We start from the raw sequence: 14,555 nt of genomic DNA, 5'->3' as shown, positions 1-14,555 counted from the left end.
GCTACAGGCTTTTGCCTTTTTTACGTAATGATTCGTCATGTTAATTTTTTGTGAACGAATGAGAGCAAAGAGGGCACAGTGATGAAAGGTCTGAATAATAAAATTGCCATCGTGACGGGTGGTGCAACCAAAATCGGCGCAACCGTGGCAAAAATCTTATGTTCCTATGGGGTCAAAGTCACCATTTTTGATATCGACAAAACCAATGGGGAAATTGTGGCGCAATCGGAGCCCAACATTGATTTTCTACCCGTAGATATCACTGATGACCAACAGTTAAAGCAAGGTATTGACCGCGTTGCGCAAAAATATGGTCAACTCGATTTTTTGGTTAATCTGGCCGCCACCTATCTGGATGACGGTCAAGCCTCTTCACGTCAAGACTGGCTAACGGCATTAAATATCAATGTGGTGAGCGCTGTGATGGCAGCGCAATTTGCCAAGCCCCATCTAGCCAAAGCGGGCAAAGGTGCAATTGTAAACTTCACCAGTATCTCCTCTTCGGTGGCGCAAACAGGTCGCTGGCTCTATCCCGCATCGAAAGCCGCCATGCTAGAAGTGACGCGTAGCCAAGCGATGGATTATGCCCCCGACGGTATTCGCGTCAATTCTGTTTCCCCCGGTTGGACATGGTCTCGGGTGATGGACGAATTGACGGGTGGCGATCGCCAAAAAACCGACCGTGTCGCGGCGGATTATCATCTTTTACAACGTGTTGGCGACCCTGAAGAGGTGGCTCAAGTTGTGGCATTCCTACTGTCTGAGCTAGCGAGTTTTGTCACTGGCGCAGATTACGCGGTCGATGGTGGATACTCCGCCATGGGACCTGAACAGGCGAAACCCGCCATTCCCCGTCTTGCTGAATAAGACACCCTGATTTTAATTTTATCGAGGAATTCACTATGCGTCGTATTGCAATCGTAGGTGGTGGTCAGGCGGGTATGCCATTGGCATTAGGGCTGCTGGACAAAGGTTATGACGTGACGGTTGCCACCAATCGTACTCCAGATGATGTGAAAAATGGTCGCGTGATGTCCAGCCAATGTATGTTCGATATTTCGCTGCAATTTGAGCGCGATTTAGGGATCAACTTCTGGGAAGACAAATGTCCGCCAGTAGAAGGTATTGGTTTTACTGTCCCGCATCCTGAAAAGGCAGGTGAAAAAGCCATTAGCTGGCGCTCACGTATCGATAATTATGCTCAAGCCGTTGATCAGCGTATCAAAATGCCTTATTGGCTGGAGTTATTTGCCGCTCGTGGTGGCAATTTGATGATTGAAGATGTGGGCATAGCAGAGTTAGAAAAACTCGCTGAAACTCACGATTTAGTGATTTTAGCGGGAGGAAAAGGGGAAATCGTTAAGCTGCTAGAACGTGACCCTATTCGTTCTCCGTATGATAAACCTCAGCGTGCATTAGCGCTCACGTACGTTCACGGCATGCTGCCAACCCCTGAATTTTCACAAGTCTCCTTCAACCTAATACCGGGTGTGGGGGAGTACTTTGTGTTCCCATCTCTAACCAATAGCGGCGACTGCCACATCATGGTTTTTGAAGGTGTACCGGGTGGGCCGATGGATCAGTGGGGAGAAGCACGTACACCACAAGAACATTTGGCCTACAGCAAAAAAATCATCGATACCTATTTACCGTGGGAAGCAGAGCGCTGCCGCCATGTGGAGTTAACTGACGAAAATGGCATTCTGGCAGGGCGCTTTGCCCCAACAGTCCGTAAGCCAGTTCTCACGCTGCCATCAGGCAAAATTGTCTTTGGTTTAGGGGATGCATTAGTGACCAACGATCCACTGACTGGACAAGGATCGAATAACGCCACGAAAGCCAGCAAAGTCTACTACGACGCTATTTTAGCCCGTGGTGACAAGCCGTATACGGCGGAGTGGATGAACGACACGTTTGAGCAATTCTGGAAATACGGTCGCCATGTGGTGGAGTGGACGAATGCTCTATTGGCGCCGCCACAGCCGCATGTTCTTAATGCATTAGGCGCAGCGCAACAACTGCCAACCTTAGCGCACACCATCGCGAACGCCTTTAACTATCCGCCAGTTCTTGCACCATGGTGGCATGATGCCCATGCCTGCGATGCCTATATTCAATCGCTGATGCAAGAAGAAGTTCGCGCTTCGTAGGAGAAATCAGTATGTCGATGATTGCAGAGGACACGCTTATGTGCGAAAGCGAATGGGGTCATACCGAGTTTGAATCGAAAACCTTACGCAATTTACTAGGCTGCTACCCCACAGGGGTAGCGGTTGTGACCACTCGCACCCCTGATGGACATGACGTTGGATTGACCATCAACTCATTTGCGTCACTGTCGCTCGACCCGCCTTTGGTGCTATGGAGTTTAGTTAACCATTCGCCCAATCTCGCGGTATTTCGTGATTGCCAACATTTCACGATCAATATCTTAGGCAAAGATCACCAAGAGTTAGCGATGCGTTTTGCTAATCCTCGAATCGAAAACAAATTCGAAGATGTAGCCGTACACATCACGCCAGAAGGGATCCCCGCCTTACACGGCGCGATCGCCACCTTAGTGTGTGAAAACCACAAGCAAGATCATATTGGCGATCACTTATTGATGGTGGGGCATGTACGCCGTATCGGCAGTGAAACAGGCAAGCCTTTAGTTTTCCACGGCGGCACATTTACCGCTCTACATGAAGCGCAATAGGCGCAGGAGATAGTATGGAACAGCAAACTTTGATGTCATTTGCCAGCGAGTTACAAAAAGGCAATATTCAGATTATCGACCTGACACAAACCTTATCGCCTTCATTTCCGGCATTGCAACTGCCCGCTGAGTTTGGGCAAGTGTGGTCATTCAAAATGGAGCAAATTTCCCGTTATGATGAGAATGGTCCCGCTTGGTATTGGAACAATTTTAGCTGCGGTGAACACACCGGCACCCACTTTGATGCTCCCATTCATTGGATCAGTGGTAAAGATCAGCCAAAAAACACCGTTGATACCATCCCGCTACACCACTTTATTGCCCCAGCGGTAGTGGTTGATGCAAGTAAAGAAGTCGCGCAAAACCCCGATTGGGTTTTAACTGTGGATTTTCTACAAAAATGGGAAGAGAAACACGGCAAAATTCCAAAAGCGGCATGGGTTTTACTGCGTACAGATTGGTCGAAAAAGTCCGATAACCCAGAAGCGTATGTGAATATGCGCGAAGATGGTGCTCACACACCGGGTCCTTCTCAAGAAGCGGTTGAATGGCTTATCCACCAGCGTGATGTCAAAGGTTTTGGGGTTGAAACTATCAATACGGATGCGGGGCAATCTTACAGCTGGCCTGTGCCATACCCGTGCCACACGCTAATGCACGGCAACAATAAATACGGTCTGCAATGCTTGAAAAACCTCGACCAACTACCGGCTACTGGAGTGGTGATCGTCGCTGCGCCGTTGAAAATTGAAGGCGGTTCGGGTAGCCCATTACGCGTGCTTGCGCTGGTGGGGTGAGGTATGGCGACCTTATCCAATCCCCAAGTGATCGTCGTCGGCAGCGGGATGAATTCGCTGATGTGCGCCGCCTTATTGGCGGTGCGTGGGAAATCGGTTTTGGTTCTAGAACGTAACGACCGCCTTGGCGGCTGTATTCGTACCGAAGCGTTATTTGAAGGCTACACTCACGACTTACTTTCATGCTGGTATTCACTGTTCGTTGGTAGCCCAGGCTACCAAGAGTTAGCGCCATTGCTTCAACAACAGGGGTTGGAATTCGCGCAATGCGACTATTCCACTGGATTGGTGCAGCCTGATGGCAAATCTGTGGCATTAAAGCGAGATATTGCGCAGGCTGCTAAGCAGCTAGATGCTATCGCTCCCGGAGATGGCTTAGTGTTTCGCCAAATGGCAGAAAAACTGTTTAGCGAAGATGCCGCACTGACATTTGGTCTATTAGGGCAAAATCCCTACAGCGGCGGCATGTTCAAGTTGCTGTTTTCCGAGTGGCGCAAACGCGGGGTTGATGGCTTGCTGGATTTCGCTAAATCTGGCGTGGAAAGTTTTCGTCGCTGGTCTGAGCGGGAATTACAGCATGATTTTAGCCGTGCGTTGATGGCGCCGTGGGTGCTGCATACGGGGTTAGGGCCTGATGAAGCCAGCTCGGCGCTGATTGGTAAACTGACGTTTGCCGCGGTTGTGGCGGGTGGCATGCCCGTTGTCAAAGGTGGCAGCTATCGGATTGTCGATGCGTTTGCCAAAGTGATTGAGCAACATGGTGGTGAGTTACGTACCAACGCCCATGTGGAGAAGATCATTACACAAGGCAGCGGTAAAAATAGCCGTGCCACAGGGGTTCGTGTGAATGGGCAGTTTATCCCTGCGAGTGAAAGTGTGGTGTGCAACGTAACGCCAACCCAGTTATATGGCGGCTTGCTTGATGAGGTTTCACCACAAGTGAAGCAGCGGGCGAAAGGTTATCGTTATGGTCGCGGTGGGATGCAAATCCATTTTGCGCTAAGCGCGCCGCCGCCATGGTGCAACCCTGAATTACTGAATGTGCCGTTGGTTCATTTCACAGAGAGCATGGAACAAGTGTGCTTATCTGTCACGCAAGCCAATAATGGCTATCTACCTGATCGCCCGACGTTTGGGATCGGTCAACCGACCACATTAGACCCAAGTCGTGCCCCTGAAGGCGGGTGGATCTTGTGGATACAAATGCAGGAACTGCCTCGCTATCTTAAAGGGGATGCAGCGGGAGAAATTGCGATCCCTGAAGATGGCCGTTGGAATGATGCGGTGCGTGAAGCAGTTGCCGATCGCATTCAGCAGCGTTTGGAAATGGTGATGCCGGGGGTGTCTGATTTGATAGTCGGTCGTAAAGCAATTTCCCCAGCCGATCTTGAGCGTTATAACTGCAATCTGGTGGGGGGGGATCCTTACTCAGGAACCTGTTCGCCAGATCAATTCTTTTGGTTGCGACCGTTTGCCGCTTCAGGGCAGACCAAAGCGCATCAAACAGCAGTCAAAAATCTGTTCCATATTGGGGCATCAACCCATCCGGGTCCCGGTCTTGGCGGGGGCTCTGGGTATTTAGTTGCTGAGAAATTAGCAGCGAAGAAAACGCGGTAATAGAGAATGGGTCTGAATCAATTCAAGGCAAGACAAACACAGCAAACATACAAGTAAACATATAAAAAATATCATAAAACCACTACAGCGGCAGGTAAATGATGAATAAAGAAATGGTGAATAAGCTGCTCGTCGGCTCGTGCTTGGGTGCACTGTCATTTGGTGCTGTCGCAACAGAAGGGGGCGGTCTTGGGATCTACCCTGATGGGCTAGAAAACTTTATGTCTGGCGCACTGCCACCGCAAGGTGTCCATGTGTTGGTCTATGGTGGAAATGCCCACTATGACAGTGTTCGCGACAACAAAGGCGATAAAATTCCAATCCCCGGGTTTAGTGTGAATGTGAACGTACTCGCACCACGTTTTATCTGGGTAACTGACCAAAAAGTGTTTGGTGGCGATTTAGCGTTTCATACCATCCTTCCTTTGTTGGATGTGACGGCGAAGGCTGCGGGGAATAAAGAAACCAGTCGTGGACTCGGGGATATTACTTTTGGTCCCGCACTCGGTTTCCATCCTTCCGCTGACTTGCATTATGTCTTAGGGCTGGATGCTTACGCGCCAACCGGAAAATACAGTAAAACCGACCCATCAAGTTTAGGGAAAAATTACTGGGTATTACAGCCGGTGTGGGCAATCAGCTACATTCCTCTTGTCGGGGTGAATGCGGATTTAAAAATGATGTATGACTTTAACTTCCGTAACAATGATACGGACACGCGTTCAGGGCAAGCATTCCACGCCGATTATGCATTAGGCTGGGGCTTTGGTAATGGCTGGGTCGCGGGTGTTGGGGGTTATGGATTTATGCAAACCACCAATGACAGTGGTCCAAACTCAGCGCAAGGTAAGGCTCAAGCCTTCGCAGTCGGTCCTTCAATCCGTTATGCAAACCCACAAGGTTGGCTATTTACGGCGAAGTGGGAGAAGGATTTTTCTGTGAAAAACCGTCCTGAAGGTTCACAAATTTACCTCAAAGCGTCTATTCCGTTTTAATCCCTTTATTTCAATATTGGCAGCCGAAAGACTGCTGATATTGAAGTACATAATTCCTATTACCTATTTTCATTTTCAGGTGATAGTCGAGTCTTCCATATATGAAAAAATGACCGTACAGCTTGCTAATCAGCCATACGGTCATTTTAATCTAGACTGGTTTTACTACATGAATTTACGCTTTTTTCATACTTTGGCTTGGGCTCTCTCCATAGCGTTGCTTATATTCTGCGCTAAACCGTCCCATGTGGGCGAATCCCCAGCGTAGTGCCACGCCAGTCACGCTGGTGGCTTCCCCTGACATCAATTCGGCTCTAACTCGCTCCATACGCAAATCACGTAAATATTGCATCGGGCTAATATCTAAAAACTCTTTAAAACCGGCATATAAGCTGCGCAAACTGACGCCAGCAATATGGGCGAGTTGTTCAACGGTAATCGGTTCATGGGCGTGTGCTTCGAGGTACTCTTGAACGCGGCGCACATGACGCGGGCGAATGGTGGCTCGGCGCATACCCGAATCTTCTAAATAATTATGCTGGTGGGTGGAAAGTAGGGTAACAGAAACCAACTGCTCTACTTGGGTGGTTATCAGTTTATGCTGCAGTAAATCAGGTGTACGTGTAGCGCATTCAACCAAATAATTCATCAACGTACGCCATGCAATACAAGACTGCCAAGCAAACCCTAATTCAAAAACTAATGGTTTCTCTAAGGTATGCCCAAGCTGCCCAACTAACGTACGCTCTAATAAAGAACGAGAAATTCGTAGCATAAATTGGTCATTGTCACTGTTCCAACGCATCACCGTAGACTCTTCTGGGCTAAGCAAAGAAGCCATTTGTGGTGTGGATTCTAAAGTTTTCCCGCCACTTTCGATAATTGCACTACCTGATAATGGCATTTGCACCAGAAAAAAATCTTCCAGTTGTCCAGGGGTGATAGCGACATCTGCCCCATAGCGTAGCCGGCTGAGAGAAATATCCCCCATTGGAATGTAATGCATGCGAGCATCAAGACGCTGATGCTGGTTAAGTAACTGAAATTGATGAGGCTTCATCACACGCCCCACCATAGATTTAATCTCTTCAGGATCAGCAGAACTGAATAATAATCGCTCAGAAGAACAGAGTTGGTTCTCTATCTGAGGTGCAGGTGCGTAAGGCCATGAATTGCTCAACATAAGGAGGTGCCTCCAAAGTAAACACTGTGACCTTGATAGGTTGCCTAGCGAGTGTCGCGATAAGCTAGGATCCTCGAGGGTCACTATGGGATATTTCGATATCTCATTGTTATTTTTTTATTATCTTCGACTTATTACACAGGTTGATTTTATTAACATTTTATTAAACAAATTTTAACCAATTACGCTTCGAACATAGCATAAAGGAATTTGCTTACCTAGCCATATTTGTGCAAAAACTATCCAGATACTGCAAAAAAATAGAGAGAATTCACTGAATGTGATTTCTATAACAAACTAAAAAATAAAGTTATTCTTATTAATTTTTAGTTATAAATATATGATTTTTCATATTGTTTTGTATATTCACCTACCTATTGATTAAGCAAAAAGTTATCTATGGTGGCATTTCATTTTTTATTAGAGGAATACTCTAATACCCTTCTATTTGTAAGTGATAATTAGGATTATTCGTTGATTCATTAGGAAAGTTAGCCACAGCTTTCTTTGGCGAAGATTCTTATCCATTGTCCATTTTTATGACATTTTTTCATTGTTTTACAATGATTTTGTCCGCTCTATGCACCTCTTATCCAGTCTCTGCAAAAATCTAATATGCATGATTAATCATGGATTGACCATTTATTAACAAATGAGATACAAGAAAGAAACACAAAAAAGATAACAACGTGCTGACGTTGACTGGTGAGGTTAAAATGGCTGAGCGCTCGTTTGTTCAAGAAGTTCAAAAATTACGGCAGGGTGAAGGCGAAGTCTTCAGCGGTGAAGGGATACTTGCCGTTACGAAAGCGTTACTCGAATCAGGGGTTTCCTATGTGGCAGGCTATCAAGGCGCTCCCATCTCCCATTTAATGGATGTGCTGGCAGATGCGCAGGATATCCTATCGGAATACGGTATTCGTTTCGAAAATAGCGCCAGTGAAGCCACTGCTGCCGCGACTCTGGCCGCATCGGTTAATTATCCTTTACGTGGTGCAGTGACATTCAAAGCAACCGTAGGTACTAACGTGGCTTCAGATGCATTAGCAAACTTAGCCTCTGGAGGTGTACTGGGTGGTGCGTTGATCATCGTCGGTGAAGATTACGGCGAAGGCTCCTCCATCATGCAGGAACGTAGCCACGCATTTGCCATGAAATCCCAAATGTGGCTACTCGACCCACGCCCTAATTTACCTTGCATCGTTCAAGCAGTTAAAGATGGTTTTGATCTTTCCGAAGCCAGTAATACCCCAGTTATGCTGCAAATGCGTATTCGCTCTTGCCATGTTCATGGGCAGTTCACATGCTCTGATAATCAATATCCAAAATTTACGGTCAAAGACGCGCTAGAGAACCCAACTCGCGACGTGAGCCGCATCGTGTTACCGCCAGCCAGTTTTTTACATGAAAAAGAAAAAATTGAGGCTCGCTGGCCTGCTGCCATCAAATTTATTCAAGAACGTGAACTCAACGAATTTTTTGCGGAAGATGCCGAAGATGTGGGGATCGCCTTACAAGGTGGTAACTACAACACGCTGATCCGCGCATTAAACCAAATTGGTCTAGCCGACGTTTTTGGTAATAGCAAAATCCCGTTGTATGTCATGAATGTGGCTTACCCGTTGATTGATGACGAATTTGAACGTTTTTGTCGCAATAAAAAAGCTATTTTAGTTTTAGAAGAAGGGCAACCGAATTTCGTTGAGCAAAACGTGGCAAATATTTTACGTCAACGCAATATTGACGTGGCGCTACACGGTAAAGATATGCTGCCGATGGCGGGAGAATATAACACCGCAACGGTATTAGCAGGGCTGCGCTCATTTTTCGAACGTTATGGCAAAATTGAGCCACAAGTGAAAGCGGCTGCAAATCAGATTCGTATTCCAACTATTAATGTCGCGGCTGTCAAAGCCGATGATGACCTACCTGAATATGTGAATGCGGCGGAACCGACTCTGAATGAAACGGTGCATGCACGCCCACCTGGATTTTGTACGGGCTGCCCTGAACGTCCCATTTTTACTGCAATGAAGCTAATTGAGCGTGAACTGGGTGAACACCATGTGAGTGCGGATATTGGCTGCCATTTATTCTCTATTCTGCCGCCATTTAACCTCGGTAACACGACGATGGGATACGGGCTTGGTGGCGCGGGTGCTGCTGCGTTAAATGCCAAAGCGGGCAAACGAGCGATTTCTGTGATGGGCGATGGCGGTTTTTGGCACAACGGGTTAACCAGCGGTATTGCTAACAGTGTATTTAACCGTAGCGATAACTTAACCATTGTTGTTGATAACAGTTATACCTCTGCAACCGGTGGGCAAGATATTTTATCGTCAACGGCGCTAAATTCTACCCGCAGCACTGGGCATGAGATTGAAAAAGCAGTTAAAGGCGTTGGAGTTAATTGGGTAAAAACCATCAAGCGTACCTATGATTTAAAAGCCATGACGAATACGCTGCGTGAGGCACTGACGACGACAGAAAGCGGTCCTAAAGTGTTAATTGCGCAAAGCGAATGTATGTTGAACAAACAACGCCGCGAAAAGAAAAAAGTTCGTGATGACGTTTCAGCAGGCAAGCGAGTTGTCCGTGAACGTTTTGGCGTTGATTCAGACACTTGCACGGGAGACCACTCCTGTATTCGTTTATCGGGTTGCCCATCGTTATCAATCAAACCTAACCCAGATCCTTTACGTACAGACCCTGTCGCGACAGTGATGGATAGCTGCGTAGGCTGTGGACTGTGCGGTGAGGTTTCCCATGCCGCAGTGCTGTGCCCTTCATTCTTTAAAGCTCAGATTATTACCAACCCAAATGGCTGGGACAAATTGCGCCACCGTGTTCGCGGTTGGTTTATTGGTTTCTTGCAGCGTCGTGATGCACGCCGCCGTGAACAACTGAGTTTCTAGGGGGGCACATGGCTCAATCTTTAATGACTTCTCAACCGTTAATGACCTCTCAATCGCTAATGGCCTTACAGCCGATCAAAATCGCCATCCTTGCGATGGGCGGAGAAGGTGGTGGCGTTCTCGCTGACTGGATTGTCAATCTTGGCGAAGATAACGGTTATTTTGCGCAAACTACTTCTGTGCCAGGAGTGGCGCAGCGTACAGGGGCAACAATTTATTATGTTGAATTATTCCCTGGTGCTGATAACCCGCAGACCCCTTCACCTGTTTTAGCGTTAATGCCAATGCCCGGTGATGTGGATGTGGTGTTGGCTTCAGAGCTGATGGAGGCTGGGCGTGCAGTACAACGTGGTTTTGTGACCGCGGAGCGTACCACGCTGATTAGTTCGACCCATCGGGTTTATTCCATCGCAGAAAAATCGGCAATGGGGGATGGGCGAGTGGATAGCCAAGCGTTGATCCGTCATGCGGGGCAAGCCGCCCGCCAGTTTGTGCATTTTGATATGGCACAAGCTGCGCAAGAGAGTGGCAGCGTGATCAGCGCCGTGTTGTTCGGTGCGCTGTTTGGTTCGGGGGTTCTGCCCTTTAGCCGTGAACAATTTGAAGAAACCATCGTTCGTGGTGGCGTTGGCGTGAAACCGAGTTTGCGAGCATTTGCATTGGGTGCTGAAAAAGCGGCTCAGCCTGAAGAGGCTTATCAAGCAGAATCTGCAAAAGCGGTAGAAAAAACACCAAAAAACAAACATGTAGCAGCTCTCCTTTCTCGGATTGAAAGTCAGTTTCCTGACCATGTTCACTACCTTGCGACCGAAGGTGTTCGTCGGCTGGTTGATTATCAAGACCCTGCATATGCCGAGACGTACCTCAATCGATTGCAAGGGCTATTTGCGCAAAAAGGCGGTGATGACCCGCGTTTACAGCGTGCGTTAGTACGCCACTTAGCGCTATGGATGTCCTATGAAGACACCATTCGCGTTGCGGACTTAAAAATTCGTGATAGCCGTTTTGCCCGAGTACGCAGTGAAGTCCAAGCGAAAGATAACCAATTGCTCGACATCAATGAATTTATGCATCCAAGAATCGAAGAGATTTGCGAAACGCTTCCCAAAAATTTAGGCAATTGGTTGATGAAACCACATTGGGTACACAAAGCCGTTCGCAAATTGACGCAAAGGGGACGAACAATCACTACCAGTTCCTTATGGGGATTCTTACAGTTATACGTGCTAGCCGCATGGCGCAGAGGGCGCCGCTCAACGCTGCGTTATCAGCTTGAAAATAATCGTATTGAAAAATGGCTAGCCACTGTGGCGCAAGCCGCAAGCAGTAACCCTGCTTTGGCAACCGAAATTGCGCAATGTCAGAGAGTGGTTAAGGGGTATAGCGACACCCATGCTCGTGGATTGCGCAATTTCCAAGTTTTGATGGAAATTGTTGAACGTCATGGTAGCCAGCTAGCACCGATAAATTTACGTGAATTACGTGAAGCGGCGCTGGCGGATGAACATGGTAATGAGTTGAAAAAATGCCGTCAGCGTTTGGCGATGGAATAAGGATAGCATCATGAGTTTACTGACATTTTCTCGAAACCATCGGATCAGTTTTTCAGAATGTGATCCTGCTGGGATCGTGTTTTACCCACAATATTTCGTGATGTTTAACAATCTCATTGAGCGTTGGTTTGATGAATTACTCCCTGAAGGATTTGCAGGGTACATCCTCGATCAACGTTTTGGTTTGCCCACAGTGCATTTAGAGGCGGATTTTAAAGCGATTAGCCGTATGGGGGATGACGTTCAGCTTGAGCTGCATGTCGAACGCATTGGCGGTAAATCACTGACTTTACGTCAACGCTGTACCAGCCTTGATGGCGAGTTACGCATGGAAGTGACGCAAACCTATGTCACTACATCATTGATTACGCATCAGGCTATTCCTATCCCTGAAGCACTGTATAGCGCCTTAACCCAGCAGCAACCGGTGTAATGGCACAACGTAATAAAGGAGAAACTCCATGAATATCGTTTGTATCGGCGGCGGTCCCGCTGGGCTTTATTTCGGGTTGCTGATGAAACTGCAAAACCCAAGCAACCGTGTGGTGGTCGTTGAACGTAACCGCCCTTATGACACCTTCGGTTGGGGCGTGGTATTTTCGGATGCCACATTAAGTAACTTGCGCAAAGCAGACCCAGTCTCAGCAGAAACGATCAGCGCTGAATTTAGCCATTGGGATGATATCGACATTCACTTTAAAGGTAGCTGTAACCGCAGTGGCGGGCATGGATTCATCGGTATTGGGCGTAAAAAGCTCCTCAATATCTTGCAAGATCGCTGCCTTGAAGTGGGGGTGGAATTGGTATTTGAAACCCAAGTGGCGGATGACCAAGAAATTGCACGCCAATATGATGCGGATCTAGTGATTGCATCGGACGGGATCAATAGCGCAGTACGTACTCGCTATGAAAATATCTTCAAACCCGATATCGACCAACGCCGTTGCCGTTTTGTTTGGCTAGGTACGAAAAAGATTTTCGACGCATTTACCTTCTTGTTCGCAGAAAATGAACACGGTTGGTTCCAAGTTCACGCGTATCAATTTCAAGAAGGGTTATCCACATTTATCGTAGAAACCACGGAAGAGACTTGGTTGAAAGCAGGTATCGACCAAATGTCTCAGGAAGATGGGATTGCTTACTGTGAAAAGTTATTTGCCCCATGGCTGGATGGTGAAAAACTGATTGCCAATGCAGCACACTTACGTGGTGCCGCGATTTGGATTCGATTCCCTCGCGTGATTTGTGATAACTGGGTGCACTGGACACAACCAACAAGCCGCAAGGAGGTTCCTGTGGTGCTGATGGGGGATGCCGCTCATACCGCCCACTTCTCTATTGGTTCAGGAACTAAATTGGCTCTAGAAGATGCGATTGAGCTGTGCGAAAGCTTGAAAGCGACTCAAGGAGATTTGCGCAAGGGACTTGAGCACTACCAAAAAGTTCGCAGTGTCGAAGTGCTAAAAATCCAGAATGCGGCGCGTAACTCAACCGAGTGGTTTGAAAACGTGCAGCGCTATGAAAACCTCGATCCTGAGCAGTTTGCTTACTCTTTATTAACTCGTTCTCAGCGCATTTCTCATGAAAATTTACGTGTGCGTGATGGTAACTGGTTAACTCACTATGAAAACTGGTTTGCCGAAAAATCGGGTTTACCAGCGCAGGTGGCTAATCAAAAAGTCGCCCCGATGTTGACGCCATTTCGCTTGCGAAATGTGGAACTGAAAAACCGTGTGATAGCGTCTCCAACGTTGCTGTATTGCGCAACTGATGGGCTAGTCAGTGATTTCCATCTGGTACATATCGGTAGCCGCGCATTAGGTGGGGCTAGCCTGATTATGACGGAAATGACGGCAATTTCTCCTGAAGCGCGAGTCACGACAGGCTGCCCGGGAATTTGGAATGATGCGCAAGTGGCGGCATGGAAAAATGTGACGCAATTTGTACACCAAAAAACGGATGCGAAAATTGGGATCCAACTAGGACATGCTGGGCGTCGAGGCTCAACACAGCGCGGTTGGGAGCAAGAAAACCATCCAATGAAACAAGGTAATTGGCCATTAGTTTCCGCATCACCATTACCTTATTTACCTTCAATTTCACAGACGCCCACTGAGCTAACCGAAGCCCAAATGGCAAAGATTATCGACCAGTTTGTGGCGGCAGCAAAACGCGCGGATCAAGCCGGTTTTGATTGGTTAGAGTTGCAAGCTGGGCATGGTTATCTGCTATCAAGCTTTATTTCTCCGTTAACTAACCAGCGTACCGATGGGTTTGGTGGGTCTTTAGAAAATCGTCTGCGTTTCCCGCTAGCGGTAGTGAGCGCGGTCAGAAAAGTATGGTCTGAGGATAAGCCACTGTCTGTGCGTATCTCTGCGACAGATTGGGTTGACGGCGGCACAACAGTCGATGAGGCGGTATTAATTGGGCAGGCACTTCATCAAGCGGGCGCAGATATTATCGACTGCTCATCTGGCGAAGTATCCCCTCTTCAACAGCCTGTTTATGGGCGTATGTACCAAACCCCAATGGCGGATCGTATTCGCAATGAAGGATCGGTGCCGGTAATTGCCGTTGGTGCGATCACTGATGCGGATCAAGTGAATAGCATTATCGCGTCAGGGCGAGCAGATCTTTGTGCGCTCTCTCGACCACTTCTTGCCGACCCTGCTTGGTTACTCCATGAGTGTGCTCGCTTTGGGTGGAATTCAGTCTCGTGGCCAGCACCTTATGAGTATGGTCGCCAACAATTAATCCAACAATCGAAAAGCCGTTAATGGCGTAAATGCGAGAGGGG

The 14,555-nt window shown here is 47.7% G+C and carries 11 protein-coding genes; 10 read left to right on the top strand and 1 reads right to left on the bottom strand.

Translation table 11 applies throughout. The features are described from left to right. The first annotated feature begins 81 nt into the window (after positions 1 to 81). The 6 genes from GKR61_RS12405 to GKR61_RS12380 all read left to right on the top strand — a co-directional run bounded on the left by GKR61_RS12405 (position 82) and on the right by GKR61_RS12380 (position 6,107). Positions 82 to 867, top strand: coding sequence for an SDR family oxidoreductase (locus tag GKR61_RS12405; RefSeq protein WP_036955294.1), 786 nt, complete (start codon positions 82 to 84; stop codon positions 865 to 867). A 35-nt stretch (positions 868 to 902) separates the two neighbouring features. Further along, entirely contained in the window at positions 903 to 2,150 is a 1,248-nt protein-coding gene (locus tag GKR61_RS12400) for a styrene monooxygenase/indole monooxygenase family protein (RefSeq protein WP_036955290.1), read from the top strand. An 11-nt stretch (positions 2,151 to 2,161) separates the two neighbouring features. Further along, positions 2,162 to 2,698 (top strand): flavin reductase family protein, encoded by a 537-nt coding sequence (locus GKR61_RS12395; protein ID WP_230083160.1) that lies wholly within the window; start codon positions 2,162 to 2,164, stop codon positions 2,696 to 2,698. Positions 2,699 to 2,712: 14 nt separating this feature from the next. Next, positions 2,713 to 3,495, top strand: a complete 783-nt coding sequence (locus GKR61_RS12390) for a cyclase family protein (RefSeq protein ID WP_036955285.1) — start codon at positions 2,713 to 2,715, stop codon at positions 3,493 to 3,495. A 3-nt stretch (positions 3,496 to 3,498) separates the two neighbouring features. Continuing rightward, positions 3,499 to 5,112 carry a phytoene desaturase family protein gene (locus tag GKR61_RS12385; RefSeq protein WP_154599652.1) on the top strand — a complete coding sequence of 538 codons (1,614 nt, stop codon included), beginning with the start codon at positions 3,499 to 3,501 and terminating at the stop codon, positions 5,110 to 5,112. Positions 5,113 to 5,210: 98 nt separating this feature from the next. Beyond that, positions 5,211 to 6,107: a SphA family protein gene (locus GKR61_RS12380; RefSeq protein ID WP_154599651.1), complete on the top strand. Its 897-nt coding sequence runs from the start codon at positions 5,211 to 5,213 to the stop codon at positions 6,105 to 6,107. A gap of 175 nt (positions 6,108 to 6,282) precedes the next feature. On the opposite strand, the gene GKR61_RS12375 is transcribed toward GKR61_RS12380, so the two are convergent. Next, a complete protein-coding gene (locus GKR61_RS12375; protein WP_036955273.1) occupies positions 6,283 to 7,290 on the bottom strand; it encodes an AraC family transcriptional regulator in 1,008 nt (335 codons plus the stop codon). Between the two features lie 716 nt (positions 7,291 to 8,006). Between GKR61_RS12375 and GKR61_RS12370 the strand changes: the two genes are divergently transcribed. The 4 genes from GKR61_RS12370 to GKR61_RS12355 are packed head-to-tail and all read left to right on the top strand — an operon-like array spanning position 8,007 to position 14,535. Then, complete coding sequence (locus GKR61_RS12370; RefSeq protein ID WP_036955520.1) at positions 8,007 to 10,205, top strand: thiamine pyrophosphate-dependent enzyme; 2,199 nt, start codon at positions 8,007 to 8,009, stop codon at positions 10,203 to 10,205. An 8-nt stretch (positions 10,206 to 10,213) separates the two neighbouring features. Continuing rightward, the gene (locus tag GKR61_RS12365; RefSeq protein WP_230083159.1) at positions 10,214 to 11,758 is read left to right on the top strand and encodes an indolepyruvate oxidoreductase subunit beta family protein; all 1,545 of its coding nucleotides are present in this window, start codon (positions 10,214 to 10,216) and stop codon (positions 11,756 to 11,758) included. Between the two features lie 10 nt (positions 11,759 to 11,768). Then, positions 11,769 to 12,191, top strand: a complete 423-nt coding sequence (locus tag GKR61_RS12360; protein WP_036955269.1) for an acyl-CoA thioesterase — start codon at positions 11,769 to 11,771, stop codon at positions 12,189 to 12,191. A gap of 28 nt (positions 12,192 to 12,219) precedes the next feature. Next, positions 12,220 to 14,535, top strand: a complete 2,316-nt coding sequence (locus tag GKR61_RS12355; protein WP_154599650.1) for a bifunctional salicylyl-CoA 5-hydroxylase/oxidoreductase — start codon at positions 12,220 to 12,222, stop codon at positions 14,533 to 14,535. Positions 14,536 to 14,555: the final 20 nt, after the last annotated feature.

The organism is Providencia sp. wls1916 (assembly GCF_009706585.1).
Taxonomy (GTDB): Bacteria; Pseudomonadota; Gammaproteobacteria; order Enterobacterales; family Enterobacteriaceae; genus Providencia; species Providencia lanzhouensis.
The sequence above is the reverse complement of the archived record's forward strand: the minus strand, read 5'-3'. Positions and strand labels throughout refer to the sequence as shown.

Bases quoted from the DNA above. Each gene is read 5' to 3' on its own strand.
- GKR61_RS12385 (WP_154599652.1), top strand. From the start codon at position 3,499: ATGGCGACCTTATCCAATCCCCAAGTGATCGTCGTCGGCAGCGGGATG.
- GKR61_RS12395 (WP_230083160.1), top strand. From the start codon at position 2,162: ATGTCGATGATTGCAGAGGACACGCTTATGTGCGAAAGCGAATGGGGT.
- GKR61_RS12390 (WP_036955285.1), top strand. From the start codon at position 2,713: ATGGAACAGCAAACTTTGATGTCATTTGCCAGCGAGTTACAAAAAGGC.
- GKR61_RS12370 (WP_036955520.1), top strand. From the start codon at position 8,007: ATGGCTGAGCGCTCGTTTGTTCAAGAAGTTCAAAAATTACGGCAGGGT.
- GKR61_RS12365 (WP_230083159.1), top strand. From the start codon at position 10,214: ATGGCTCAATCTTTAATGACTTCTCAACCGTTAATGACCTCTCAATCG.
- GKR61_RS12360 (WP_036955269.1), top strand. From the start codon at position 11,769: ATGAGTTTACTGACATTTTCTCGAAACCATCGGATCAGTTTTTCAGAA.
- GKR61_RS12355 (WP_154599650.1), top strand. From the start codon at position 12,220: ATGAATATCGTTTGTATCGGCGGCGGTCCCGCTGGGCTTTATTTCGGG.
- GKR61_RS12400 (WP_036955290.1), top strand. From the start codon at position 903: ATGCGTCGTATTGCAATCGTAGGTGGTGGTCAGGCGGGTATGCCATTG.
- GKR61_RS12375 (WP_036955273.1), bottom strand. From the start codon at position 7,290: ATGTTGAGCAATTCATGGCCTTACGCACCTGCACCTCAGATAGAGAAC.
- GKR61_RS12405 (WP_036955294.1), top strand. From the start codon at position 82: ATGAAAGGTCTGAATAATAAAATTGCCATCGTGACGGGTGGTGCAACC.
- GKR61_RS12380 (WP_154599651.1), top strand. From the start codon at position 5,211: ATGATGAATAAAGAAATGGTGAATAAGCTGCTCGTCGGCTCGTGCTTG.